At 64.5% G+C, this 23,869-nt stretch carries 24 protein-coding genes; 12 read left to right on the forward strand and 12 right to left on the reverse strand.

The window, feature by feature from the left end:
* The first annotated feature begins 5 nt into the window (after window positions 1-5).
* Window positions 6-818 (forward strand): bifunctional allantoicase/(S)-ureidoglycine aminohydrolase, encoded by an 813-nt coding sequence (locus AC5RUQ_RS12815; RefSeq protein ID WP_493947723.1) that lies wholly within the window; start codon window positions 6-8, stop codon window positions 816-818.
* A 70-nt stretch (window positions 819-888) separates the two neighbouring features.
* On the opposite strand, the gene AC5RUQ_RS12820 is transcribed toward AC5RUQ_RS12815, so the two are convergent.
* Window positions 889-2,064: a zinc-dependent alcohol dehydrogenase gene (locus tag AC5RUQ_RS12820; protein ID WP_493947724.1), complete on the reverse strand. Its 1,176-nt coding sequence runs from the start codon at window positions 2,062-2,064 to the stop codon at window positions 889-891.
* A 169-nt stretch (window positions 2,065-2,233) separates the two neighbouring features.
* On the opposite strand from AC5RUQ_RS12820, the gene AC5RUQ_RS12825 reads away from it, so the two are divergent.
* Window positions 2,234-2,482, forward strand: a complete 249-nt coding sequence (locus AC5RUQ_RS12825; RefSeq protein ID WP_493947725.1) for a hypothetical protein — start codon at window positions 2,234-2,236, stop codon at window positions 2,480-2,482.
* Window positions 2,483-2,563: 81 nt separating this feature from the next.
* Here the strand turns inward: AC5RUQ_RS12825 and AC5RUQ_RS12830 are convergent, their stop codons facing one another.
* From AC5RUQ_RS12830 to AC5RUQ_RS12840, 3 genes are all read right to left on the reverse strand, one after another.
* Window positions 2,564-3,283 carry an HAD family hydrolase gene (locus AC5RUQ_RS12830; RefSeq protein WP_493947726.1) on the reverse strand — a complete coding sequence of 240 codons (720 nt, stop codon included), beginning with the start codon at window positions 3,281-3,283 and terminating at the stop codon, window positions 2,564-2,566.
* The gene (locus AC5RUQ_RS12835) at window positions 3,283-3,573 is read right to left on the reverse strand and encodes a hypothetical protein (RefSeq protein ID WP_493947727.1); all 291 of its coding nucleotides are present in this window, start codon (window positions 3,571-3,573) and stop codon (window positions 3,283-3,285) included. The genes AC5RUQ_RS12830 and AC5RUQ_RS12835 overlap by 1 nt, the downstream gene beginning before the upstream one ends.
* A 117-nt stretch (window positions 3,574-3,690) precedes the next feature.
* Window positions 3,691-5,499: a glycoside hydrolase family 15 protein gene (locus AC5RUQ_RS12840; RefSeq protein ID WP_493947728.1), complete on the reverse strand. Its 1,809-nt coding sequence runs from the start codon at window positions 5,497-5,499 to the stop codon at window positions 3,691-3,693.
* Between the two features lie 88 nt (window positions 5,500-5,587).
* On the opposite strand from AC5RUQ_RS12840, the gene AC5RUQ_RS12845 reads away from it, so the two are divergent.
* Window positions 5,588-6,319: a DUF72 domain-containing protein gene (locus AC5RUQ_RS12845; RefSeq protein WP_493947729.1), complete on the forward strand. Its 732-nt coding sequence runs from the start codon at window positions 5,588-5,590 to the stop codon at window positions 6,317-6,319.
* 66 nt (window positions 6,320-6,385) lie between these two features.
* Window positions 6,386-7,477, forward strand: a complete 1,092-nt coding sequence (locus AC5RUQ_RS12850; RefSeq protein ID WP_493947730.1) for an App1 family protein phosphatidate phosphatase — start codon at window positions 6,386-6,388, stop codon at window positions 7,475-7,477.
* Between the two features lie 72 nt (window positions 7,478-7,549).
* On the opposite strand, the gene AC5RUQ_RS12855 is transcribed toward AC5RUQ_RS12850, so the two are convergent.
* Entirely contained in the window at window positions 7,550-9,097 is a 1,548-nt protein-coding gene (locus AC5RUQ_RS12855; RefSeq protein ID WP_493947731.1) for a GH1 family beta-glucosidase, read from the reverse strand.
* A 121-nt stretch (window positions 9,098-9,218) separates the two neighbouring features.
* Between AC5RUQ_RS12855 and AC5RUQ_RS12860 the strand changes: the two genes are divergently transcribed.
* Complete coding sequence (locus tag AC5RUQ_RS12860) at window positions 9,219-10,607, forward strand: AAA family ATPase (RefSeq protein WP_493947732.1); 1,389 nt, start codon at window positions 9,219-9,221, stop codon at window positions 10,605-10,607.
* Between the two features lie 31 nt (window positions 10,608-10,638).
* Here the strand turns inward: AC5RUQ_RS12860 and AC5RUQ_RS12865 are convergent, their stop codons facing one another.
* The 3 genes from AC5RUQ_RS12865 to AC5RUQ_RS12875 form a co-directional block, all read right to left on the reverse strand.
* The gene (locus AC5RUQ_RS12865; RefSeq protein WP_493947733.1) at window positions 10,639-11,016 is read right to left on the reverse strand and encodes a hypothetical protein; all 378 of its coding nucleotides are present in this window, start codon (window positions 11,014-11,016) and stop codon (window positions 10,639-10,641) included.
* 76 nt (window positions 11,017-11,092) lie between these two features.
* The gene (locus tag AC5RUQ_RS12870; protein ID WP_493947734.1) at window positions 11,093-11,512 is read right to left on the reverse strand and encodes a J domain-containing protein; all 420 of its coding nucleotides are present in this window, start codon (window positions 11,510-11,512) and stop codon (window positions 11,093-11,095) included.
* Window positions 11,513-11,595: 83 nt separating this feature from the next.
* Complete coding sequence (locus AC5RUQ_RS12875) at window positions 11,596-12,024, reverse strand: Hsp20/alpha crystallin family protein (RefSeq protein WP_493948127.1); 429 nt, start codon at window positions 12,022-12,024, stop codon at window positions 11,596-11,598.
* Between the two features lie 167 nt (window positions 12,025-12,191).
* Between AC5RUQ_RS12875 and AC5RUQ_RS12880 the strand changes: the two genes are divergently transcribed.
* Window positions 12,192-12,482, forward strand: a complete 291-nt coding sequence (locus tag AC5RUQ_RS12880; RefSeq protein ID WP_493947735.1) for a MerR family transcriptional regulator — start codon at window positions 12,192-12,194, stop codon at window positions 12,480-12,482.
* 121 nt (window positions 12,483-12,603) lie between these two features.
* Here AC5RUQ_RS12880 and AC5RUQ_RS12885 read toward each other — a convergent pair whose 3' ends face one another.
* On the reverse strand, window positions 12,604-13,404 hold the full coding sequence (locus tag AC5RUQ_RS12885; protein ID WP_493947736.1) for a phosphatase PAP2 family protein: 801 nt from the start codon (window positions 13,402-13,404) through the stop codon (window positions 12,604-12,606).
* Between the two features lie 142 nt (window positions 13,405-13,546).
* On the opposite strand from AC5RUQ_RS12885, the gene AC5RUQ_RS12890 reads away from it, so the two are divergent.
* From AC5RUQ_RS12890 to AC5RUQ_RS12910, 5 genes are all read left to right on the forward strand, one after another.
* Window positions 13,547-14,677 (forward strand): DNA alkylation repair protein, encoded by a 1,131-nt coding sequence (locus tag AC5RUQ_RS12890; protein ID WP_493947737.1) that lies wholly within the window; start codon window positions 13,547-13,549, stop codon window positions 14,675-14,677.
* Between the two features lie 242 nt (window positions 14,678-14,919).
* Window positions 14,920-16,044 carry a multiple monosaccharide ABC transporter substrate-binding protein gene (gene chvE / locus AC5RUQ_RS12895; protein WP_493947738.1) on the forward strand — a complete coding sequence of 375 codons (1,125 nt, stop codon included), beginning with the start codon at window positions 14,920-14,922 and terminating at the stop codon, window positions 16,042-16,044.
* A 105-nt stretch (window positions 16,045-16,149) separates the two neighbouring features.
* Window positions 16,150-17,679, forward strand: a complete 1,530-nt coding sequence (gene mmsA / locus AC5RUQ_RS12900; protein WP_493947739.1) for a multiple monosaccharide ABC transporter ATP-binding protein — start codon at window positions 16,150-16,152, stop codon at window positions 17,677-17,679.
* Window position 17,680: 1 nt separating this feature from the next.
* The gene (gene mmsB / locus AC5RUQ_RS12905; protein WP_493947740.1) at window positions 17,681-18,985 is read left to right on the forward strand and encodes a multiple monosaccharide ABC transporter permease; all 1,305 of its coding nucleotides are present in this window, start codon (window positions 17,681-17,683) and stop codon (window positions 18,983-18,985) included.
* Window positions 18,986-18,994: 9 nt separating this feature from the next.
* Window positions 18,995-19,198, forward strand: coding sequence for a hypothetical protein (locus tag AC5RUQ_RS12910; protein WP_493947741.1), 204 nt, complete (start codon window positions 18,995-18,997; stop codon window positions 19,196-19,198).
* Window positions 19,199-19,299: 101 nt separating this feature from the next.
* On the opposite strand, the gene AC5RUQ_RS12915 is transcribed toward AC5RUQ_RS12910, so the two are convergent.
* The 3 genes from AC5RUQ_RS12915 to AC5RUQ_RS12925 all read right to left on the reverse strand — a co-directional run bounded on the left by AC5RUQ_RS12915 (window position 19,300) and on the right by AC5RUQ_RS12925 (window position 22,769).
* Window positions 19,300-21,138 carry a S8 family serine peptidase gene (locus AC5RUQ_RS12915; RefSeq protein ID WP_493947742.1) on the reverse strand — a complete coding sequence of 613 codons (1,839 nt, stop codon included), beginning with the start codon at window positions 21,136-21,138 and terminating at the stop codon, window positions 19,300-19,302.
* Window positions 21,139-21,306: 168 nt separating this feature from the next.
* On the reverse strand, window positions 21,307-22,179 hold the full coding sequence (locus AC5RUQ_RS12920) for an NAD-dependent epimerase/dehydratase family protein (RefSeq protein WP_493947743.1): 873 nt from the start codon (window positions 22,177-22,179) through the stop codon (window positions 21,307-21,309).
* Complete coding sequence (locus AC5RUQ_RS12925; RefSeq protein WP_493947744.1) at window positions 22,176-22,769, reverse strand: adenylate kinase; 594 nt, start codon at window positions 22,767-22,769, stop codon at window positions 22,176-22,178. The genes AC5RUQ_RS12920 and AC5RUQ_RS12925 overlap by 4 nt, the downstream gene beginning before the upstream one ends.
* 294 nt (window positions 22,770-23,063) lie before the next feature.
* On the opposite strand from AC5RUQ_RS12925, the gene AC5RUQ_RS12930 reads away from it, so the two are divergent.
* Entirely contained in the window at window positions 23,064-23,807 is a 744-nt protein-coding gene (locus AC5RUQ_RS12930; protein WP_493947745.1) for a GAF and ANTAR domain-containing protein, read from the forward strand.
* Window positions 23,808-23,869 lie beyond the last annotated feature (62 nt).

Genomic DNA, 23,869 nt, shown 5'->3' on the forward strand with positions numbered 1-23,869 from the left:
CTTTCATGGGCAAGTACTACTCCCCCACCGGCGGACTGCCGCCGCAGACGCACCTGACCACGGAGCGGGCCATCGTCACCGAGGCGTACACGGTGATCCCCAAAGGCGTCATGACCGACATCGTCACGTCCAACCTTCCGGGCTTTTCGAACACCCGCTCCTGGATCATCGCCCGCCCCATTTCGGGCTTCGCCACCACGTTCTCGCAGCTGATCGTGGAGATCGGCCCGGGCGGCGGTGCTCCCAAGGCCGAATTCGAGGCCGGAGTCGAAGGCGTCGTTTTCGTGACCCGCGGCAGGGTCAACCTGACCCTGGACGGTGAACTGCACCAGCTGGAGGAAGGCGGCTACGCCTACCTGGCTGCCGGTTCGGAGTGGGGCCTGGAGAATGTCTCCGATGACGTCGTGTCCTTCCACTGGATTCGCAAGGCCTACGAACGCCTCGAGGGGTACGAAGCCAAGTCCTTCGTCACCAACGAAAAGGACGTGGAGCCGACGGCGATGCCGGACACCAACGGCGCCTGGAAGACCACCCGCTTCACGGACTCCAACGATCTTGCCCACGACATGCAGGTGAACATCGTGACGTTCCAGCCCGGCGGCGTCATCCCGTTCCCCGAAACCCACGTCATGGAGCACGGCCTGTACGTCCTGGAGGGCAAGGCCATGTACCTGCTGAACAACGACTGGGTTGAGGTTGAGGCCGGCGACTTCATGTGGCTGCGCGCCTTCTGCCCGCAGGCCTGCTACGCGGGCGGCCCGGGCGAATTCCGCTACCTGCTCTACAAGGACATGAACCGGCAGGTCCGCCTCACCTAATAACCCGCCCCATGGGGAAGCGCGAAGTGCCGTGGTGGAGCGTCACCACGACACTTCGCGCTTCAGGGGTTCAGGGGTTCAGGACCACCTTGATGCAGCCGTCTTCCTTTTTCTGGAACTTTTCGTACAGCGCCGGCGCTCCTTCAAGCCCCGAACGGTGGGTGACCAGATCCATCACACCCAGCGGATCGGCGTCGTCCTCCACCAAAGGAAGCAGGTCGTCGGTCCACCGCCGGACGTTGCACTGCCCCATCCGCACCTGGATCTGCTTGTCGAACATTGTCAGCAGGGGCATTGGGCTGGCCTGGCCGCCGTAGACCCCGCTCAGGGACACGGTCCCGCCGCGCCGGACGGCGTTGATGGATGTGTGCAGCGCTGCCAGCCGGTCCACGCCGGCCGTCTCCATCGCCTTCTGCGCCAGCTTGTCGGGCAGGAGGCCCAGTGCCTGGTGGGCGAAGCCGGCAACCGGGGACCCGTGCGCTTCCATGCCGACGGCGTCCACCACCGCGTCCGGGCCCCTTCCGGCCGTCATTTCCCGCAGCTGGTCCGCCACGTCCTTGCTGTAATCGAGCGTTTCGATTCCGTGCCGCGCCGCCATCTCGCGCCGCTCCGGCACAGGGTCCACGCCGATCACCCGCAGCCCGCGCTGCACGCCGATGCGGCCCGAGAACTGCCCCACCGGCCCCAGCCCGAAGACGGCCAGCGTGCCGCCGGCCGGGGTGTCGGCGTACTCCACGGCCTGCCAGGCCGTAGGAAGGATGTCCGAAAGGAAGAGGTAACGCTCGTCCGGTAGCTCGGTTCCCACCTTCACCGGGCCGTAGTCGGCGTGGGGGACCCGCAGGTATTCGGCCTGCCCGCCCGGAACGGAACCGTACAGCTCGGAATAGCCAAAGAGGGCAGCACCGGAGCCCTTGTCCTTGACCTGGGTTGTCTCGCACTGGGACTGCAGGCCCTGCGCGCACATGTAGCAGCGGCCGCAGGCGATGTTGAACGGGACCACCACCCGGTCGCCCTTGCGGAGGTTGGTGACTGCGCTTCCCACCTCCTCCACGATGCCCATCGGTTCGTGGCCGATCACGTCGCCCTTGTGCATGTACGGCCCCAACACTTCGTACAGGTGCAGGTCCGATCCGCAGATCGCCGTGGAGGTGATCCGGACAATCGCGTCCGTGGGCTCCTGGATGACGGGATCGGGGACCTCTTCCACACTTACCGAGCGTTTTCCTTGCCATGTCAGTGCTTTCACAATTCACCTTTCCCGGAAGTTTTTCGCTGCAGCGGGGCCTCGCGCCCATCCTTCGACGCTATCGGCTCGCGGGGGAAAAAGTAAGCAACCTGACTAAAATCCTTGTTGTTCTGACTTCGTGCTCCTAGCGTAGGAAGAGCCACACCCGCAGATATGAAAGAGGAACGTTATGTCGCTCTACCAGCCCGAACCGGTTGAAATCTCCACCCGCATGCGGCCCGGAGAATGGACGGAAGAGAGCCTGGAGCAGCTCGTGGCTACCTACCGCGAGCGGATCATGGAGATGGGGGCCAGCGCATCGGATGTGGCCACTGACATTGACCGGAGCGACGACGGCTCGGTGCGGGTGGCTGTCTCCTGGGCCAAGCCGGCCAATCAGGGTGACGAGGACTCGGTTGCCGGCGGCCAGGTCCTGTAGCACCGACGGCGAAAAGTCCGACGACGGATGGCGCGGCAGCGGGTGCGCACCGGCGTCAGAAGCCGGTCGTCGGATTCGGGGTCAGGAGTTAGGCGCGAGCGAAAGCAACCGGCCGATGGCGCTTGATGTGAGGTTCTCGAGCAGGTCGCGCGGACCCTCGTAGACCTCCACCGCGCCCGCATCACGGAGTTCACCGGCGTTGACGCCACCGCAGGTAACGGCAATCGCAGGAATACCCAGCGCCGCAGCGGCCTTCATGTCCCACACCGCATCCCCCACAAAAACGGCGTCCGCCGCTTCCACGCCGATGGCCTCCAGCGCCGCCACGAGGATGTCCGGAGCAGGCTTACTGTCCTTGGCGTCATTGGCGCTGGTAGCGGCATCAATGAAGGCGTCGGCGTCCAGGGTGGCCTTCATGACCTGCAGATCCTGCTTGCGCGCGGAGGAGGCAAGGGCAACGGCGAGACCCGCCGCGTGGCACTGGGCGAGCAGGTCTTTCGCGCCGTCGAAGGTTCGCAGCGCCGGCCAGTGCGAGGCGTAAAGGGCCCCATGGCTGGCCATGATGTCAGGATCAAGGGAACGGTCCCGGCTTGCCGGCAGGAGGCTGTCCACCAGGCGGTCACCGCCCATGCCCACGAAGTGGTGGATGGATGCCATCGGGATGTCGTACCCCTGCTGGCGGAAGGCGCCCCACCAGGAGATGGTGTGGATGTATGACGAATCGATCAAGGTGCCGTCAACATCAAAAAGGATCCCCTGCCGGCGCCCGCCGTCAGGGGACCCAGCAGCCTGCAGGGCCATCAGCTGACCGCTGCCCGTTTGGCCCCTGGAGTTTTCCTGGCCAGGGCAGCCTCCTCCTTGGCCGTATTCACCGGACGTACGCGCTCCCGGATCACCGTGCCTGCGCCATCGTGGCTCTTGTCCCTGATGAGGCCCGTCCCGGCGATTTCCCGTGCCATTGCCACTCCGGCTACAGCTGCCCTTTTCGTGGGAAAGGTCACCGAGATGGCCATAAGATTCCCCGCTCCGTCCATCATCCTGATCCGGTAGCCGCCGTCAGGCGCATCCACGAGCTCAAAATACCCGGCCATTTGCAATCACTCCTCCGTCAGTCACCGCACCGTGCTTACTGGGAGCACTCCATGAGGTGTTAGTAAGTATACTTATCTATTCTGCGAAGGAGAAGTCGCACCCTTATACGCGCCGCCTCAGCGCGCTTCCGCCGTCTCCGGCGGAATGGGGGTGTCACTTCGCCGAACCGTATCCTGATGCAGCTCCAAAGCGCTAGTCACAAGCGCGAAATGGCTGAAGGCCTGGGGTGTATTGCCCAGCTGCCGGCCTGCCCGTACGCCCCATTCCTCACTCAGCAGTCCCACGTCGTTGCGCAGCTCAAGGAGGCGTTCAAAGAGTTCCCTCGATTCCTCGCGGCGGCCCGCACCCAGCAGCGCCTCCACCAGCCAGAACGAACAGGCCAGGAAGACGCCCTCATCACCAGGCAGGCCGTCGTCGCTTACGTCGGGGCGGTAACGGAGCACAAACCCGTCCTCGGTCAGCTCCCGCTGGATGGCTTCAATGGTTCCGATGACGCGGGGATCATCAGCCGGCAGGAACCCCACCCGGGGTATCAGGAGCAGGCTGGCGTCGAGCTCCGGCCGGCCGTAGGACTGGACGAACGTGTTGCGGCGGGGGTCGAAGCCGTTGGCCATCACGTCGCGGTGGATGGTGTCCCGCAGCTTCTCCCAGCGCTCCGCCGGCCCGGGCAGTCCCGATTCGCGGACACCCTTCACCATGCGGTCCGCTGCAACCCAGGCCATCACCTTGGAGTGGGTGAAGTGGCGGCGGGGTCCGCGCATTTCCCAGAGCCCGTTGTCAGGCTGGTCCCAGATGGTCTCCAGATGCTCCATCAGTGCCACCTGGACGTCCCAGGCCTCATCCGAGTGCTTCAGCAGTGAGTTCCGCGTCAACGCCAGGCAGTCGAGCACCTCCCCCCACACATCGAGCTGGAGCTGTTCGGCGGCGCCGTTGCCGATGCGCACCGGGGACGAGTTTTCGTAACCCTTCAGCCAGGGCAGCTCCATCTCGGGCAGGCGGCGTTCGCCATGGATCCCGTACATGATCTGCAGGTCCGCGGGGTCGCCGGCCACGGCCCGCAACAGCCAGTCCCGCCAGGCGGCGGCTTCTGCGGTGTAACCGGCAGCCAGCAGCGCCTGGAGCGTCATGGTCGCATCGCGCAGCCAGCAGTACCGGTAGTCCCAGTTGCGGGGGCCACCCAACTGTTCGGGCAGCGAGGTGGTCACTGCCGCCACGATCCCTCCGGTCGGGGCATAGGTCAGGGCCTTCAGCGTCACCAGGGAACGGGCCACGGCATCCTTGTAAGGGCCCTCCACCGTGCACTGCGAGGCCCAGCCGCGCCAGAACGCAAAGGTGGTGCCCAGCACTTCCTCGGCGTCGACAGTATGCGGCCGCCCAACATGGCTGGGCGCCCACGTTAGGACAAAGGGGACCCGCTCCCCAGCGTTGACGGTGAAGTCGCTGACGCTGTGCATGTTTTCGCCGTGAAGCGGGGCCGGGGTGACAAAGTAGACCGCGTCCGGGCCGGCGATGGCATGCAGGCCGTATTCGTCCCGGCGCACCCAGGGGATGATGTGGCCGTAGTCGAAGCGGAGGGTCAGCTCACCGTGCATCCTCACGCTGCCGCTGACGCCTTCGACGATGCGGACAATGTCCGCCACCGAGTCCCGGGGCGGCATGAAGTCAATGACCCGCACGCTGCCTTCGGGGGTGTCCCATTCCGTTTCGAGAATAAGGGTGCCGTCCCGGTAGCCCCGGCGGGTACAGGAGCCCCCGCTTGCAGGCGCCAGGAGCCAGCGACCTGCTTCAGGCGTGTCCAGCAGCGCGTTGAAACAGGCGGGAGAATCGAACCGGGGAAGGCAGAGCCAGTCGATGGAGCCTTCCTTGTTGATCAACGCCCCGGTATGGAGGTCACCTACAACTGCATAGTCTTCAATTCGCGCCATGCCCTTACCCTGCCACAGCCAGCTCCGAAGTGGACCGGGCACAGGGGTGTAGCCTTCATATCGACGGCAGCAGGCACCGGAGGCACTCATGGCAATCCATATCGGCACCTCCGGATGGAGCTACAACCACTGGGAGAACGTCCTCTACCCACCCAAGCTGCCGGTCAAGGACCGCCTCCAGCACTACGTGGCCCGGTTCCGAACCGTCGAACTCAATGCCAGCTTCTACCGCTGGCCCCGGGACACAACATTTGCCGGGTGGAACCAGCGGCTGCCGCCCGGCTTCAGCATGTCCGTCAAGGCCCCCCGGGGCCTGACCCATGCCCGAAAACTGTATGAGCCCGAGGTGTGGCTGGAGCGCATTACGCGGTGCTGGCACGAGCTCGGCGATAAACGGGCGGTCCTCCTGGTCCAGTTGCCGCCCGGCATGGAGCGGGACGATGCCCGGCTGGGCTACTTCCTGGCCGCGGTCCCGGACTGGATCCGTGTCTGTGTGGAGTTCCGCCACCCCAGCTGGGACAGCCCGGAAGTGTTCGCCCTGCTCGAACGGCACCAGGCAGCCTACTGCATCATGAGCGGCGCCAATCTGCCCTGCATCCTGCGCACCACCGCCCCCTTTACCTATGTCCGGCTGCACGGGCCGGACCACGAGCACCTATACGCCGGCTCCTATTCCGATGCTGACCTGCACTGGTGGGCGGAACGCATCCGCGAGTGGTCCGGCAGCGGCCTGGACGTTTACGCTTACTTCAATAACGACGGCGATGGCCACGCCGTGCGGAACGCCGAGACCCTGCGCGGGATCCTGGGAGAAGGCTGACGTCATACACCTCCCCGGAGACCAGCGTTACCCTCTCCCGGCGCCGCCCTGTGGCAGAGTGGAACCATGGACACGGCTCCGAACAATTCGTCACAGAAAACAGCGCACACTCCGGTCCGGGACGTGCTCTCGGGAAACCAGGTGTTCCGGCTGGCGCACCTGATCTCGGACACCGTTAATTCGGCGCGGATCCGGCTGGCCAAGCGCTGGAACTTTGTTCCCCAGACCATCGCGTACCAGGGCTACGGCTCCACCAGCCTCGTGCGCGTGCTGGGACGGGTCCTGCTCACGCAAAAGCCCCTGCCGGGGAGCAAAGCGGAACACGCGGCGCAGAACGGCAACCAGAACGTCCGCGGCTGGCGCGCCTTCACCAGCGTGCCGCTGCAGTTTACCGACGTCGAGATCACCATCGGCGATGTTGTCACCCACGTCAAAGCGGACCGTGGCGGATTGATCGATACTGAGGTGGACGTCGAGCTTTCACCGGGCTGGCACACCGCCGTCCTCCGCGCGGAAGGCACGGAGCCCGTCGAGGCCAAGATCCGGGTGATTGCACCGGATGTAAAGTTCGGCATCGTCTCGGATATCGATGACACCGTGATGGTGACGGCCCTGCCCCGGCCCTTCCTTGCCCTCTGGAACACGTTTGTGCTGAGCGAACGGGCGCGCATGGCCACGCCGGGCATGGCGGTGCTGCTGGACCGGCTCACCGTGGAACACCCGGATGCGCCGGTGATCTACCTGTCCACGGGGCCCTGGAACGCGGCGCCCACGCTGGCCCGTTTCCTCAACCGCAATATGTATCCGTCCGGCGCCCTGCTGCTGACCGACTGGGGCCTGACGCAGGACCGCTGGTTCCGCAGCGGCCAGGCACACAAACGGCAAAACCTGGACCGGCTGGCCAAGGAGTTCCCGGACATGCGCTGGCTCCTGGTGGGCGACAACGGCCAGCACGATGAGGCAATCTACTCAAGCTTTGCCCAGGACAACCCCGACAAGGTTGCAGCCATCGCCATCCGGCAACTCTCCGTCAGCGAGTCCGTGTTCGCAGGCGGCCACTCGGAGGACGGCGACCACACCACGTCCAGGGTGCCCTGGATCTATTCGCCGGACGGTGCCGGCATAGCCAAGCAGCTCGCCACGCTGGACCTTCTCTAGCCCCCGGTCCGGAACCGCGCGTCCTGGCCAACCCGCGCGGCCCGGCCCCAAGCTCTACCAGCCGCAAACGCCCTAAGCGCTGGCACCCAAAGGTGCCACGCCGTCGTCGGGCGCTTCGGTTTCAAGGACCTCAGGCGCTGCTGCCTGTGCGATGGCCGCACCCGCGGCGTTGACAAGGTCGCGCTCCTCGATGAGTTCCTGGTACCAGAAGTAGGAGGCCTTCGGCGTCCGCTCCAGGGTCTCGAAGTCCACATGGAGCAGCCCGAAGGGTTGGTTGTAGCCGGCCGACCACTCGAAGTTGTCCAGGAGGGACCAGACGTAGTAGCCGCGCAAATCGATCGACTCAGCGTCACCCCCCGGAGCAGTGGCCCGCAGTGCGGCCTCAAGATGGTCCGACAGGTACTTCAGGCGGCGCTCGTCCGGAATGAACCGGGTGTTGGTCGATTTGTCCCGGACGATGATGTCCTCGAAGCTGGCCCCGCCCTCGGTGAGGATGACGGGCGGCAGGTTGGGGTACCGTTCGGCCATTTCCTTCAGGGCGACTCCCATGTACTCCGGTTTCACCGGCCAGCCGTAGGACGTGATGTCTGCCTCCGGCCAGGTTTCCACGTGGAAGGGGGTTCCACCGCTGCCCGCCGCGCTGAGGTCGCTGCCCATGGCCTCGGCCATGCTTGCCGGCACTGCGCCTGCGCCGGGCCCGACAGCCACCTTGGTGGGCATGTAGTAGTTGAGCCCGTAGAAATCGAGCGGCTGGGAGATGAGCTCCATGTCCTCGGCGGGGTGGTCGAAGGCGCTGAAGAACTTGGCGGCCCGGATCAGGTCCGGATATTTTCCGGTCAGCACGGGGTCCGCATAGAGACGGTTCTGGGCCAGGTCCATCAGGCCTGCGCTGATGTAGTCCAGCGGGTTGATGGAGTTCGGGACCATCGGCGAGTACACGTTGGTCATGCCGATTTCCCCCGGGACGTTCGCGGCACGCAGGGCCTGCACGGCCAGGCCATGGCCCAGCAGTTGGTGATGGACTGTGGGAAAGGCGTTCAGGACGAGCTCCTTCCCGGGCGAGTGCAGGCCGAGCGAATACCCGTTGGTGCTCACGGTGGCGGGCTCATTGATGGTGACCCACCGGGCTACCCTGTCGCCGAACTTTTCGGCGAGGATGGCGGCGTACTCCCCCAGGCGGTAGGCGGTGTCGCGGTTCATCCAGCCGCCGGCCTCGTCCAGGGCGAGCGGAGTGTCCCAATGGTAGATCGTGGCCATGGGTGAGATTCCGTTGGCGAGGAGTTCATCCAGCAGCCGGTCGTAAAAGGCCAGGCCGGCGCGGTTTACGGCGCCGCTACCCGTGGGCTGGATGCGTGGCCAGGCGAACGAGAAGCGGTACGAATCCACACCGAGCTGCTTCATGAGCGCCACGTCCTGGGGCATGCGGTGGTAATGGTCACACGCTACGGCCGGGCTGTGGTCCTCGACGATGGCGCCGGGCTTGCGGGAAAACACGTCCCAGCCCGCAGGTCCGCGGCCGTCCTCATCCAGCGCGCCTTCGATCTGGAAGGCTGCGGTGGCCACTCCGAGGGTGAACCCCGGCGGGATGAGTGCTGCGAGGTCCCTGGCGGTAATGTGCATTGATTCAACCCTTACTGATGAACAGGACGGTACCTGCGGAGTCCTACAACTTCCGCGAGGTCAGGACCATATCCTCGCACGATTCCCAGGGTGCCGGTGAGCGTGCTGCTAGGGTCTGGGAATGGATGAAAAACTGGGGAAGTTCATCGACGACTTTGCCGATCTGGTGCAGCTGGCACAGGCCAGCAGCCACAGGCGCCAGGCCGGGGTGCAGCTGCTGGATACGCTGACCGGGCACCTGGGCCTGGCTGCCGAAGACCTTGCGGTGGTGGAGGAACAGATTCCGCCCCACCGGTTCGTTGATGCGGACATCGTCATGGCCGGGCTCGCGGCCCTGGACCCGGAAAGCAGGCTGGTGGGGGTCGGCGGCGGCGGCCAGCGGCACCACCAGTCGTTGAGCGACATGCTTCAGCAATCACAGGCCTTCCCGCAGTTCCCGCTGGCCCAGCCGGACTACGTCAACCTGGCTGTGGGGCCGGACAGCCAGCGCCAGGCGGTGGGTTTCGGGGTGCGGCTTTTCACGTACGACGGCGGGCGGCTGGCCGTTCTGCAACGGGCGGCGGATCCCCGGTCCGGGCGGCAAACCGCTTCCCTTGAGGTGGCGCCCGAGAACGCCGAAACGGGTGCTGCGTTCCTGGCCGAGTACCGGCGCCGGATGGACAGCCAGAGTGTTCTCAAGGGCCAGGTCATTTCCCTGACGATGGGTGAGTTCGGGCCCAGCAGCGGCGGGGTGACCTTCCATCACCGGCCGCAGCTGCAGGAGCAGGAAGTCATTCTTCCGCCTGGCCTCCTGCACAAGGTGGCGGGCCACGCCGTCGGCATTGCCGCCCACAGCGAGTCCCTGAAGCGCCACGGACAGCACCTCAAACGGGGCGTCCTGCTGTACGGCCCTCCCGGAACAGGCAAAACACACACCGTCCGCTATCTGCTCGGCCAAAGCGTGGGCACCACCGCCATCCTCCTCAGCGGCGGTTCGCTCGCCCGGATCGCGGAGGCGGCACGGATGGCCCGAGCCTTGCAGCCCTCGATGGTAGTGCTCGAGGACTGCGACCTCATCGCCGAGGACCGGAGTTTCGGCCACGGGCCGCAGCCGCTGCTCTTTGAAGTCCTGGATGCCATGGACGGCCTGGATAATGACGCGGACGTCGCATTTGTGCTCACCACCAACCGGCCGGACATGCTGGAGCGCGCGCTGGCACAGCGGCCCGGCCGGGTGGACCTTGCCGTGGAGATCCCGTTGCCTGCGCTCCAGGAACGGATTGAGCTCCTTCGCCTCTACGGCCGGCAGGCCGGTTTCAGTCCCCACGCCGTGGCTGCCGCCGCCGAGCGTACCCAGGGAACCACGGCCTCCTTCGCCCGCGAACTGGTGCGGCGGGCCGTGGTAGCCGCAGCCCTCGAGGACGTGCCGGTGTCTGATTCCCACCTGGCAACGGCGGCGGAAGAACTGCTGGGCGACGCCGAATCCCTGACCCGGAGCCTGCTGGGCAGCGGCGCCGCAGGAATCGTCTAACTGAGGTGCCTGCGCATAAGGCTTCCCGGGATTACTGGTCGCCGAACAGGAACTCCTTTGCGTGCGCCACGGCCTTGCGGAAGGCATCGTTCCGCAACGTGACCAGGTGCTCCGTTTCGCCATCGGCCGGTTCGAGGTAGCCGGTGTAGCCCGGCCGCAGCACCCAAATGTCCCCCGCGGGCGGAAGATAGAACACGCCGAAGGACCGTTGCTGCCTCTCGTCGTTCGTCCATACCGGTACCACGGCCAGCGCCGCACCGGTTGTCGGGTTGATCCACTGGGCACGTGGAACGGGCTCCTCATGCGCCTCCGGATCCAAAAACGGAGCGGTGCCCTGGCCCCACCGTTGTTCGAAGCGCTCGTGGAATGCAGGCATCAGGTGTGAATCGTAGCGGCGCCAATCGCTCATACAGTTCTCCGCCTCTCGAAGTGGTTCCCGGGTTGGATCGCGGGGGTTTGCTACGGCATGACAGGTGCCCTGGCAGCTAGGCCCAGGGGCCGCTTTCCCAGCGCACGGGTGTGATTCGTATGATGTTCCCGCGCGGGTTGGCCGCGTGCCGGACCTTGCGGACCGGGATGTCCGTCCCCGTTTGGGATGCCGGTGCTGCACGGACTGCCGGCTGCGCCTTCACCTCGCGGTCGTACGCTGCCCGCCGGGCAGGATCGCGCAGGACGGCGAAGGCCTGCATAATCCGCAGCAGTTCCGCCTCAGGTGGCGTTCCTCCACCAGACCCGGTCTTCTGCACCCCGCCCTGCGCTCCCTCCTGCACCGCCGAGGCGGCCCTTCCGCCTTCCATGTCCGGGTGATGGTTGCGCATCAGGGCACGGTAGGCGCGTGAGATCTGCTGCCGCGTGGCGTCATGCGGGATGTGCAGGGCGGCGTAGTAATCCGGGGTTTGGCTCATGTCAGTCTTCCGGTTCCAGCTGCAGTTCCGAATGCGGGCCGCACAGGGCAACCAGGGGTTGCCCTGTGCCGCCCACCACTGGCCTAGGTTCCGATCTGTTGCATCTGGCCCTGCTGCTGCGTCTCGATTTCGATCTTGCGCGGCTTGGCCTTTTCCGCCACGGGGATCCGCAGCGTCAGGACGCCTTGGTCGTAACTGGCCCTGATGTTGTCCGTGTTCAGGGTGTCGCCCAGGATCAATTGGCGGCTGAAGACGCCGCGTGGACGCTCGGAGGCAACCAGCTCAACATTGGGCTGGGTGGGGTCCTGGCGTTCCGCCCGGACCGTAAGGACGTTGCGCTCAACGTTCAGGTCCAGCGAATCGAGCTTGACGCCCGGAAGATCGAAGGCCACCACGAACTCACCGTCCTCCTGCCAGGCATCCATGGGCATGGCGGCCGGGCGGGCGGCGGTTCCAAAGACCTGCTGCGTGAGCCGGTCCAGCTCACGGAACGGGTCCGTACGCATCAACATCATTTCCCACTCCTTCAGCTTGTCAGATGTTGGATCGATGCCATATCCACTCCCATGATCTATGGTGTTGGATATAGATTTTTTATAGCACCCGTGGGAAACTGAAGCAAGACTCCCCCACAATTTTTGGAGAACTAATGGCAGGGCAGGAAACAGGAGGGGCGCGAATGCCCGCAAAGGGACGCGCACTGTATGCCATCTCCGTGGCGGCGGAGCTGGCAGGGACCGGCCAGCAGAACATCCGGCTCTATGAGACGCGGGGCCTGCTCACGCCGTCGCGTACTTCCGGCGGCACACGGCAGTACAGCGATGCGGACATTGCGGTGCTGCTACGGATTGGCGAACTCCTGGAACAGGGCCTGAACCTGGCCGGCGTTGCCAAGGTGCTGGAGCTGGAGGAAGCCAACGTCAAGCTCCACCGGGCCCTCAAGCGGGCCCGGTCCCGGCCGCCCGCCTGAGCCCCCGGTGTGAAAAGGTACGACGGCGGCCAGCCGCCTCGGCGCCCCGTCCCGCTCACTGGCACCCCGCACTCCGGGCTCAATGGAACGCCTTGGTCGGCCTCTTGGAGTCTCTTGGAGTTCAGTCCCGCGGTGCGTCCGCCTTGGACAGCTCGCCGGTGATCCGCTCGCCTGGAACCCTCACCGTCCGCCAAGTATCAAGGGCGATTACTCCGCCCAGAATCACCAAGGACAGCGATAGCGATGCCAGGGCATCGCTGAGCCAGTGGTATCCCAGGTACAAACGGCTGAGGGCCGCCAGCACAATGCCGATGCCTGCCCCGATGAACCCGAAGACGGCAGCCCGCCGGTTGCTTCGCCGGGAGTAGATCAAAAAGGCACCCACCAACAGGAAGTCACAGGCTCCCAGGACATGCCCGGACGGGAACGAAAAGGTGTGGTCAATGCCGAAGAGCATCTGATCCACCGGGGGACGGGAGCGCCGCACAATCTGGAGGATGATCTGGGAAATGATGACGCCCGTGAGCATCGCGGAGGCCAGCAGAATGGGGCGCCAGGCGTGCTTTGCCGCGAAGCCCCAGGCGGCAACGACCACCAGGACGATGATGGGGAGGGCAACCGGACCGAAGACCACGGCCAGGAAGATCATGACGACTGTGAGGGTCTGTGACCTCAGCCCGAGCAGCCAGTCGCGCACAGGCCCGTCAGCGGCGGAGAGGCCATCAGCCTGCACTACGCTGATCAAGGTGGCGATGAAAAGCGCCACCCCCAGCGCCACCAGAACGATCGACGCCCGGTACAGGCCCCGCCGGTCGTCCGGCTCCACATAGCGCTCCTCCACGACGAATTTGTCGTGGAAGACCCGCCATTTGCTGGCCCTTTTACCGGTAGCCCCGGAACCTGCTGACCCCTGCTGTGCCACTGCGTGCCCGTCCCTAGATGGAGATTTGCCTAGGGTGAAGATTATCCCGGTTGCCCGGCCTTGGTGCGGTATCGGTTCCGTGCCTTTCCATCAGGGATCCGGCGGCGCCCGAACTGTCGTACTCCGGCGGTAGCCTGACTGCATGGGCGTGATGAACGAACTGATTGATCCTCCGGGCATAGGCACGCTCACGCGTATCTTGATGGAAAGTGCGCCCACGGTGGAGTGGAAGCAAACTGCTGCCACCGCATCCCTGCTGGGTGACCTGAACTTACGTGCACGGACCGACCTGGTGGCCGGTGCCCTTGTGGCCGACATCAGCACGGGTCCGGTCCCGGGATATACGACGGCGTCCGCCAGCTTCCGTGCGGCACTTGCAGCTCCGGAATTCACCGGCTGGGTCCTCTGGCCGGTTTCGGAGGCGGCCGTTACACTCGCGCTCGCCTCGGATGCAGCGGAGGACTTCGACGACTGCCTGGGCCTGCTCGCCGAACTGACGCCACGGCTCACCGGGGAGTTCGCCGTCCGGCGTCTCCTTGCCAGGAATACGGACCGGGCACTGGCAGCAATCCTGACGTGGACAGCACACCCTAATGAGCACGTTCGCCGCCTGGCGAGCGAGGGCACACGTCCGTACCTCCCGTGGGCGGTGCGCGTGCCAGCCCTCGTCCGGCGGCCCGAAGCCACCCTGCCCATCCTCACAGCCCTCTACCGCGACCCGTCCGAGTATGTACGGCGTTCTGTAGCCAACCACCTTAACGATCTCGCCCGCCACGCGCCTGATGCTGTTGTGGACACAGCCCGGCACTGGCTCACGGCGGCAGACCGCAACACGGGCCGGGTGGTCCGCCACGGCCTCCGCACCCTCATAAAGAAGGGGCATCCGGGCGCGCTGGCGCTGCTTGGCTTCACGCCGGCGACGGTGGCCGTTTCCGGTCCGCGCCTTGACCAGGAAATCCTCACGGTGCCTGGAGAGTTGACGTTCGCCTTCGAGATTTCCAATACCGGCACCCAGGATGTCCGCCTGGCTGTGGACTACCTGGTCCACTACCGCAAGGCCAATGGCAGCCAGTCGGCGAAGGTCTTCAAAATCTCAACCCTGACCCTGGCGCCGGGCGAGAGCACGAGCATCTCCAAGCGCCACGCGTTCAGGCAGATGACTACCAGGGTGCATCATCCGGGACTGCACGCGTTGGAGCTCCAGATCAACGGTGCCGCACATGGGCGCACCGAATTCACGCTAGAAGGACTACCCCCGAAAAGCAAAGAGTGATTTGACTCACATGCAACTCTGCCGTAGCATGCGTGTTAGCGCTAACAAGCATGCATGGGCTTCTGGACTGCAGGCCCGGCTGGCTCGACCACCGATTCTGCCGGATCCGCAGTTCCACTCGTGTCCGTAGCCCTCTCGGGCATCAACACCAGGTACTCCTGGCGGCTTTATCCGCCGGCAAGCGCAGATGCTTGCGGGCCCAGCACCACTTCGCGGACCAACCTCCGCGAAAGGAGAAAATCATGAGAATTAGGAAACTCCTGGGCGCCGTTGCCGTCGCCCTGGCAGTCACTGTCGGTGCGACAGGTTGCGGCTCCCGAGGCGCAGCCACTGAGGCAGGGGCCTCTGCCAATCCCAGTGAATCTCTTGTGGGCATCTCAATGCCCACCCAGACTTCCGAACGCTGGATTGCTGATGGCGGAAACGTCGAGAAGTCCTTGAAGGACCTGGGGTACAAGACTGATCTTCAGTTCGCCAATGATGACATTCCCACCCAGGTCTCCCAGATTGAGAACATGCTGACCAAGGGCGCCAAGGCCCTCATTATTGCTGCTATCGACGGCACTACCTTGACGGACGTCCTGGTCAAAGCCAAAGAGCAGAACGTCAAGGTCATCGCTTACGACCGCCTGATCAACGGTTCCCCGAACGTTGATTACTACACCACCTTCGACAACTACACGGTGGGCGTGCAGCAGGCAACGTCCCTGCTGACCGGGCTCGGCCTGGTGGATGCCGGCGGCAACAAGGTGGAGGGGAAGGGCCCCTTCAACGTCGAGCTTTTTGCCGGCAGCCCGGATGACAACAACGCCAACTTCTTTTGGACTGGCGCCATGGACACGCTGAAGCCTTACCTGGACGCCGGAACTCTGAAGGTGCCCAGCGGCCAGACAAAGTTCGAGCAGGCAGCCATCCTGCGCTGGCAGGCTCCCGTGGCCCAGAAGCGCATGGAGGACATCCTCACCGCCGCCTACAGCTCAGGCACCAAACTGGACGGAGTGCTCTCCCCCTATGACGGCCTCTCCATCGGCATCATTTCCGCATTGACCAGCACGGGCGGCTACGCCAAGGGAACCCTTCCAGTCGTGACCGGTCAGGATGCCGAAAAAGGCTCGGTCAAGTCCATCATCGCCGGCGAGCAGTACTCCACCATCTTCAAGGACACCCGCCAGCTGGGCTCTCAGGCCGTAAAGATGGTCGATTCGGTGCTGAAGGGCCAGGAGCCGGAAGTGAACGACACCAAGACCTACGACAACAAGGTCAAGGTGGTACCGGCGTATCTGCTTGAGTCCGTGATCATCACCAAGGACAACTACAAGAAGGAACTCCTGGAGTCCGGCTATTACTCGGACGCCGACGTCAAGTAACAACCCCGCAGGGCGGTGGCCGGGCCCTTTCGGCCCGGCCACACCCTTCCCCCAGCACCTGCAGCAGCAGGTTGCCAGCTTCCAACCAGTCAGTGGGAATTGACGATGAACACACCCATTCTTCAAATGCGAGGAATCACCAAGACCTTCCCAGGGGTCAAGGCCCTGCAGGATGTCACGCTGGATGTTAACCGCGGTGAAGTGCATGCCATCTGCGGAGAGAACGGCGCCGGGAAATCGACCCTGATGAAAGTCCTCTCCGGCGTCTACCCTGACAATGCGTTCGACGGGCAAATCCTCTTCGAAAACGAGGCGTGCAACTTCTCAGGCATCAACGACAGTGAAAAGCGCGGCATCGTGATCATCCACCAGGAGCTTGCCCTCAGCCCCTACCTCTCGATCGCCGAAAACATCTACCTCGGCAATGAGCAGGCCAAAAACGGCTGGGTGGATTGGCGCAAAACCAACCTGGAAGCGGCAAAGCTGCTGGCCAGGGTGGGCCTGGCCGAAAATCCGGTCACGCCGGTCCAGCACATAAGCGTCGGCAAGCAGCAGTTGGTGGAAATCGCCAAAGCGCTGTCGAAGGAAGTTAAGCTTCTCATCCTGGATGAGCCCACAGCAGCCCTCAACGATGAGGACTCAGGCCACCTCCTGGACCTGATCCTGCACCTTAAAGGCCAGGGAATCACCAGTATCATCATCAGCCACAAACTCAACGAGATCCGAAAGGTCGCTGACGCCGTCACCATCATTCGCGACGGCAGGACGATCGAGACTCTTCGGCTCGACCAAGGCCAGATCACCCAGGAACGCATTATCCGCGGAATGGTTGGGCGTGACCTGGACAGCCTCTACCCGGAACGGACTCCCGAGATCGGCGAGGAAGTGCTGCGCATCGAAGACTGGTCGGTCCAGCACCCCCAGGACCACACGCGCATGGTGGTGTCCAACGCCAACCTCACCGTGCGCAAGGGCGAAGTGGTGGGCTTGGCTGGCCTAATGGGCGCGGGCAGGACGGAACTCGCCATGAGCGTCTTCGGCCGGTCCTACGGGCGTGCGGTGTCCGGCAAAGTCTTCAAGCATGGCCGGGAAATCAACACCGCCACCGTGCCCGACGCGATCAGGCACGGGATTGCCTATGCCACCGAGGACCGTAAACACTACGGCCTGAACCTCATTGAAGACATCAAACGCAACATTTCGATGGCGGCCCTGGGAAAGCTGGCAAAACGCGGCTGGGTGGACAAAAACGAAGAAACAGCCGTGGCCAACCGCTACCGCGCAAGCATGAACATCAAGGCTCCATCCGTTGCTGCCATCACAGGCAAGCTCTCGGGAGGAAACCAACAAAAAGTGGTGCTGAGTAAATGGATGTTTTCCGATCCTGACGTGCTGATCCTCGACGAACCCACCCGGGGCATCGACGTGGGGGCCAAGTTCGAGATCTATACGATCATTGCCAGCCTGGCCGCTGAAGGAAAAGCAGTCATCGTTATTTCCTCGGAACTCCCCGAACTCCTGGGCATCTGCGACCGGATCTACACCTTGTCAGCGGGCCACATCACCGGTGAGGTCCCAATTGCCGAGGCCTCCCAGGAAACTCTCATGCACTACATGACCAAAGAAAAGGAATAGCATGTCCGCCCTACGAGAATCCCTCGGCTTCCTGACAAGCCGCCTCCGCCAGGTTGGCATCTTCGTCGCCCTGATCCTGATCGTTATCCTTTTTCAGGTCCTGACCGACGGAATCCTGCTCCAGCCCCAGAACGTGACCAACCTAGTGGTTCAGAACAGCTACATCCTCATCCTGGCGATAGGCATGGTGATGGTCATCATCGCCGGGCACATTGACCTCTCCGTCGGCTCCGTCGCCGGTTTCATCGGCGCAGTCGCCGGGGTCATGATGGTCCAGTGGGGATGGGCATGGTGGCTGGCTATCCCCGCCTGTCTGCTGGTGGGCGCCCTGGTGGGAGCCTGGCAAGGGTACTGGATCGCCTATGTCGGCATCCCGGCATTCATCGTCACGCTCGCCGGCATGCTGATCTTCCGCGGGCTGACACTGATTACCCTGAAAAACCAGCAGATCACCCCGTTTCCCGACGAACTGCGCGCGCTGGGCGGCGGCTTCCTGCCCGACATCACCGGCGGCACTTCCGTACTGGAATGGCTGACCGTCATCCTCGGCGTCGGTGGCACTGCCGCGATCCTCTTTCAGTCCTTGAAGGAACGCCGGATCCGCAAGAGGTTCAACCTCGAGAACGAGCCCGTGGCCTGGTTCGCCATCAAAACGGCGTTCATCGCGCTGCTCATGCTCGTCATCACGTTCCTGCTTGCGAGCTACCGCGGCACCCCCATCGTGTTGATCGTTCTCGCCGTGCTCGTCATCGCTTACTCCGCGCTGATGAACAACAGCATCTTCGGCCGGCACATCTACGCCATCGGCGGTAACCTCCACGCCGCCGAACTTTCCGGCATCAGGACCAAAGCAGTCACCTTCCGGCTCTTCGTCAACATGGGCGTACTGGCCGCACTAGCAGGACTGGTCTTCACTGCCCGCCTGAACTCCGCCCAACCTGCCGGCGGCACCGGGTTTGAACTGGATTCGATAGCGGCAGCCTTCATCGGCGGAGCGGCAGTCCAAGGAGGCATTGGCACGGTGGCGGGGGCCCTGATCGGAGGCCTGATCATGGGTGTGCTGAACAACGGCATGTCCATCCTGGGACTCGGGACGGACTACCAGCAGCTCATCAAGGGACTCGTCCTCCTGCTCGCCGTGGGCTTCGATATCTTCAACAAAAACCGCACCGGCGGTGGCACCGGCATCAGTAACCGCTTCAAGAGGAAGCCAGTACCGCCGGCTGCCGGCGAATCGGCCCAGCCCCGGGAGAAGGCGCCGGACCAACCCCTCCCGGTTCCGGCAAGCACTTCAGACAAGATCTGACCAAGAGTCATGCCCGTCGCACCAGGTGAAAACTGGGAGGACCTGCGGGGCCATTGGGTGGAACTCCGCTCTGGCGGCCGGGTCCTGCGGACCGGCGAGGTGGAGGACGTTACAGCGGACTCGTCAGCTCTCTGGCTTAGCCCCAACGGTGTCGACGGCCGACAGTTGATAGCCAAGACAGACGGTTATGAGCTTGTCCCGATCGACTACTGAGAAGGCCCCTTGGGGACACAACCCTGAAAAGGAGGCCGACGGCGGCTGCTACCAACCGCCGTCGGCCTCCTTTTTGGTTTCCGCCTGCCCGTGAGAACGGCCTAGAACGAGCCGGTGGTGAACTGCCAGCTCCTGCCGGCGAATGGGTTTCCGGCAAGGTCGCGGACTCCGGCGCTGCCACCGGTCACCGTCACTGTGTACTTGGTCTTGGCCCCCAGCGCCTGCTGGGGGTCCAGTATCCACTGGTTGGTGGTGCCGTTCCGGTACACGGCGGCCGGAACCACCGCACCGGTGGCAGCGTTCTTTACCGTGAACGTCGCCCCGGCCACCCCCTGGACGGCCTCGTTGAAGGTAACGCTGATGTTGTTGGTCCGCCGGACCAGCAGCGCGTTGCTGCCAGGTGTGGAAGCGGCGACCACGGGGGCCGGGCCGGTAAGGAAGCTCCAGGAGACGGAGGCCAACGGGGTTCCTGCGGCGTCGCGGATGGCGGAGGCTCCGCCCACCAGTGTGGCAGTGTAGGTTGCGTCAGCGGGCAGGCCGGCAGCCGGGTCCAAGGTGGCGGTGCGGGTGGTGGAGTTGTAGCTGACCGTGGCCGGGATGGTACTGCCGGCCGCATTCCTGAGCACAAACGTGCCGGTGGTGACGCCCTGGACCGCGGCGCTGAAGGTGGCTGTCACGTTGGCTCCTGCTGCAACTGCCGTTGCGTTGGATCCCGGGGTGATGGCAGTGACAGTGGGCGCCGGAGCGGGGGCGGGTGCCGGGGCGGGTGCCGGAGCGGGGACGGGTGCCGGGGCGGCAGCAGCGCCGGCAAACAGCAGGCGGTTGGGGGTTCCGCTGGTGGCCCCGGTAATAACGCCTGCGGTTGCATTGGACGTGAGCGTGCCCGCCACCTGGGCCGGTGAGAGCGCGGGGTTCTGGGAAAGCAGCACTGCTGCTGCCCCCGCCGCGTGGGGCGCGGCCATGGACGTTCCGGACATGGATGCGGTGGCGGTGGCAGACGTGTGGTGGGTTGAGGTAATCCCCACCCCGGGTGCGTAGAGGTCCACGCAGGATCCGAAGTTGGAGAAGGACGCCTGCCGGTCAGATGAGTCACTGGCAGCTACGGTTACGGCCGCCGGAACGCGGGCGGGAGAGCTACCGCAGGCGTCCACGGCGGAGTTGCCGGCGGCAACCACAGCAGTGACGCCGTCGTTCATTACTGCCTGGATGGCCGCGTCCACGGCGGTACTGGCCCCGCCGCCCAGGCTGAGGTTGGCCACCGCGGGCGTTCCCGCCGTGTGGTGGGCCGCGATCCAGTCCAGGCCCGCCACCACGTCTGAGTTGTAGCCGGAGCCGTTGCAGTCGAGCACCCGGACCGGCACGACGGTAGCGCCCTTGGCCACGCCGTAAATGGACCCGGCCACCGATCCTGCCACGTGGGTGCCGTGCCCGTTGCAGTCGCTGGAGCCCAGTCCGTCCGCAACGGCGCTCCAGCCGGCCGCCACCCGTCCGCCGAAGTCCGCGTGCGAGGCCAGGACACCGGTGTCCACCACGTAGGCGCTCACGCCGGCTCCGGATGCCGTCCAGGAGTAGGACCCGGAGAGGGGCAGGGCCCTCTGGTCCACCCGGTCCAGGCCCCAAGGTGCTGGCTGTTGGGTTGCGGAGAGCCTGACGGGGGCGTCGGTTTCCACCGATACCACGCGGCCGGACCGTGCCAGCGCTGCTGCCTGTGCGGGATTGGCGGTCACCACGGCACCACGGACGGCGTGGGCAAAAGTACGGCCGACACCGAGTCCCTGCGCCCGCAGCCCGGCTGCCTCGGCGGCTACATCGGCATTGGCTGCGTACCGGATGATGTAGCGGCCCGTTTCGCCGGCCTCTGCCGGCGGGGCTGCTGACGCCGGCACGGAAGCGGTAGAAAGGGCGACGGCGGAGACCAGCACTGCTGCGGCGGGCAGCACAAAGGATGGAGTGCGAATTTTGGGGTCCTTGTTTTGGCGTTGCGGGCTGCGCGGGCAGGTAATTTATCCGGCCTACCAAAAGGTTAGGACCCGGTTGGGCACAAAAACCCGGTCCTTGCAGGATCTTGTGCCAACCCTATGAGATTTCTGCGGCTCGTACGCGGCGGGTCAGATTGAGGCGCCTGCCGGGATGTCCACCTGGTGGTTCCGCCAGGAGTACTCTGGCTCGAAACCGAGCAGCCGCCTGGCCTTGTCAATGGACAACATGGTCTCGTGCTCGCCCAGGTCCTTGGTGACCTTGACGTCGGGGAACACCTCCGCCGCCAATTCCGCGCTTGGCCGGCTCATCACCGTGTCCGCGTTGGCGATGATGTACGCCTCGAAGCCCGGCCCCGCGTTTTCCAGTGCACGGACCACCGCCTGCGCACCGTCACGGCCATCGATATAGCTCCACAGGTTCCATTTCCGCAGCGTTGCGTCGGCATCGAAAGCCGGAAACCTGGCGTAGTCTTCGGGGTCCATGACGTTGGAGAACCGGAGCCCGGAGATGCTCAACTCCGGGTCCCACCGCGTCAGCTCCACCGCCATCTGCTCCTCGAGGTGCTTCACCAGCGAGTAGGTGCTCTCCGGCCTGGCGGGATACTCCTCGTCCACCGGAATGTAGGGCGGGTCGACGTCGAACGGCAGTCCCAGCACCGTCTCGCTGGAGGCATACACCACCTTCTTTATTCCGGCCCGGCGGGCGGCCTGGAACACGTTGTAGGTGGCGAGCATGTTGTTCTCGAAGGTGGCGGCGTCCGGGATGATGCCGGGCGCGGGAACGGCCCCGAGGTGGACCACTGCGTCGAATCCGCCGTGGCGGTCGTCCAGCCCCAGCATGACATCCACCACCTGGCCGTAGTTGCGCAGGTCAACCACCACCAGCCCCGGGTTCCGCTCCCCTGCACGGTCCAGGTTGAGCACCTGGTGGCCGTCGCTGGCCAGCCTGCGGACCACGTGCCGTCCCAGCTTTCCGCTTCCCCCGGTTACTGCCACCCTCATGCGCGTTCTCCTTTTCGGTTGATAAAGCGTTCCACGGCGGCGATCGCACGTTTGGTGATGTCGCCGGGTTCGCCGCTGCCGTTCACCGGCACCAGTAAGCCCCGGCCTGCGTAGACGGACACCACTTCATGGGTCTCGCGGTGGTAGAGGTCAAGGCGGCGCCGGAACACGTCCACGGTATCGTCCCTGCGGCCCTCGTCCCTGGCACGTTGCAGCATCCGCTGTTCCAGCTCGGCGTCGGGGGCCTGGAGCTCGATCACCGCATCGAGGGCGTGCCCCTGGGAAGCCAGCATGTCGTCGAGCTCCATAACCTGGGGTGCGGTCCTCGGGTAGCCGTCCAAAAGAAAGCCTGCCTTGACGTCGGCCTCGAGGAGCCGGTCCTTGACCAGGGCATTGGTGAGGTGGTCCGGAACGAAGTCGCCGTCGTCGAGGTACTTTGCGGCTTCATTGCCGAGTTCAGTCTCCCGGCTGACATTGCTGCGGAAGATCTCGCCCGTGGACACGGCGGGAATGCCGAAATGCCGTGCCAGGTGTTCCGCCTGCGTTCCCTTGCCGGAGCTGGGCGGACCGATGATGAGCAGTCTGGTCATGTTCCTGTCCCTCCACGGCGCGGCACCGCTGGTTTCCGGATCCGCCGCCGGCGGCCCCGGCACGTCCCCTATTCTGCCCGCAATAACCGTTCGGGCACCAGCAGCCACGGGCTAACAGGGGAAGCCAATATGACGTTTCCCGTGGCCGGAGGATGTATATACTTCTCGGTATCGGTTTAGCAGCAGGCCGTTGGAAAGTTCGTCGATCCAGCGAGCATTGCCGCCTTCCGCCCTTCGGGTGGACGGAGCATGTTGCCGGCTCGTTTTGACCTGAGCGAATGGCACCAAGAAACCGTGGCCAGCGAGTCAACTGCAAAAACTGATACATCCATTACTGACCACCTGCATGAACTTGTCCTCAACAGCTCCGATGTCGAGGATTTCCTTACCGAACTGGCGCAGGTGTCCGCCCGCAATCTCTCCGAGCCCGGGGACGAGATCCTGTGCGCCATCACCCTGCTGCGGGAGCGGAAAGCCGCCATGGTGGCCAGCAGCAGCCCGGCCGCCGAGGCCGTTGCGCGGCTTGAGTACGAATTCAACCAAACGCCTAGCATGATTGCCTCCACCACCCAGGAAACTGTCCATGTTCCGGATATCCGCGACGATGGCCAGTGGCCTGAATACTCCGCGGCATTGCTGGGTGGGGGCGTCCGCTCCGTCCTTGCGCTGCCTTTCCAGCTGGAAGGCGGCACCAAGGCGGCTTTGTTGCTGTACTCGGGCCGCCCCAACCGTTTTGAAGCACGGGTGCTTGAATTCGCCGAGGACTTCGTCAGCCAGACCTCCCTCGCGCTCCGGCTTGCCGTCCGCTTTGCCCACTACAGCGAAACGGCGGCAAACCTGCGGGCAACCCTGGAATCGCGGACAGTCATCGATATGGCGGTGGGCATCATTATGGCCCAGAACCGCTGCAGCCAGCACGATGCTTTCGAGATCCTGAAGACAGCGTCCAGCACCCGCAATTCGAAACTGCATGACGTTGCCACGGCAGTGGTCAACGCCTTGGGCCAGGGCCCGGCTCGCACCCACTACGACGGGTAGCAGCCCGGCGTCAGGCCGCTTCGCGATGCAGCAGCGGTACCTTTTTGCTGGGAACGCCGCGA

This window comes from Arthrobacter sp. MDT2-3 (assembly GCF_059090465.1).

Coding starts and splice junctions, on each gene's coding strand:
- AC5RUQ_RS12865 (WP_493947733.1), bottom strand. CDS start 11,016: ATGAGCGATTGGCGCCGCTACGATTCACACCTGATGCCTGCATTCCAC.
- mmsB (WP_493947740.1), top strand. CDS start 17,681: ATGTCCGCCCTACGAGAATCCCTCGGCTTCCTGACAAGCCGCCTCCGC.
- AC5RUQ_RS12825 (WP_493947725.1), top strand. CDS start 2,234: ATGTCGCTCTACCAGCCCGAACCGGTTGAAATCTCCACCCGCATGCGG.
- AC5RUQ_RS12830 (WP_493947726.1), bottom strand. CDS start 3,283: ATGGCCCTGCAGGCTGCTGGGTCCCCTGACGGCGGGCGCCGGCAGGGG.
- mmsA (WP_493947739.1), top strand. CDS start 16,150: ATGAACACACCCATTCTTCAAATGCGAGGAATCACCAAGACCTTCCCA.
- AC5RUQ_RS12925 (WP_493947744.1), bottom strand. CDS start 22,769: ATGACCAGACTGCTCATCATCGGTCCGCCCAGCTCCGGCAAGGGAACG.
- AC5RUQ_RS12845 (WP_493947729.1), top strand. CDS start 5,588: ATGGCAATCCATATCGGCACCTCCGGATGGAGCTACAACCACTGGGAG.
- AC5RUQ_RS12870 (WP_493947734.1), bottom strand. CDS start 11,512: ATGAGCCAAACCCCGGATTACTACGCCGCCCTGCACATCCCGCATGAC.
- AC5RUQ_RS12855 (WP_493947731.1), bottom strand. CDS start 9,097: ATGCACATTACCGCCAGGGACCTCGCAGCACTCATCCCGCCGGGGTTC.
- AC5RUQ_RS12815 (WP_493947723.1), top strand. CDS start 6: ATGGGCAAGTACTACTCCCCCACCGGCGGACTGCCGCCGCAGACGCAC.
- AC5RUQ_RS12840 (WP_493947728.1), bottom strand. CDS start 5,499: ATGGCGCGAATTGAAGACTATGCAGTTGTAGGTGACCTCCATACCGGG.
- chvE (WP_493947738.1), top strand. CDS start 14,920: ATGAGAATTAGGAAACTCCTGGGCGCCGTTGCCGTCGCCCTGGCAGTC.
- AC5RUQ_RS12860 (WP_493947732.1), top strand. CDS start 9,219: ATGGATGAAAAACTGGGGAAGTTCATCGACGACTTTGCCGATCTGGTG.
- AC5RUQ_RS12875 (WP_493948127.1), bottom strand. CDS start 12,024: ATGTTGATGCGTACGGACCCGTTCCGTGAGCTGGACCGGCTCACGCAG.
- AC5RUQ_RS12835 (WP_493947727.1), bottom strand. CDS start 3,573: ATGGCCGGGTATTTTGAGCTCGTGGATGCGCCTGACGGCGGCTACCGG.
- AC5RUQ_RS12890 (WP_493947737.1), top strand. CDS start 13,547: ATGGGCGTGATGAACGAACTGATTGATCCTCCGGGCATAGGCACGCTC.
- AC5RUQ_RS12920 (WP_493947743.1), bottom strand. CDS start 22,179: ATGAGGGTGGCAGTAACCGGGGGAAGCGGAAAGCTGGGACGGCACGTG.
- AC5RUQ_RS12880 (WP_493947735.1), top strand. CDS start 12,192: ATGCCCGCAAAGGGACGCGCACTGTATGCCATCTCCGTGGCGGCGGAG.
- AC5RUQ_RS12910 (WP_493947741.1), top strand. CDS start 18,995: ATGCCCGTCGCACCAGGTGAAAACTGGGAGGACCTGCGGGGCCATTGG.
- AC5RUQ_RS12850 (WP_493947730.1), top strand. CDS start 6,386: ATGGACACGGCTCCGAACAATTCGTCACAGAAAACAGCGCACACTCCG.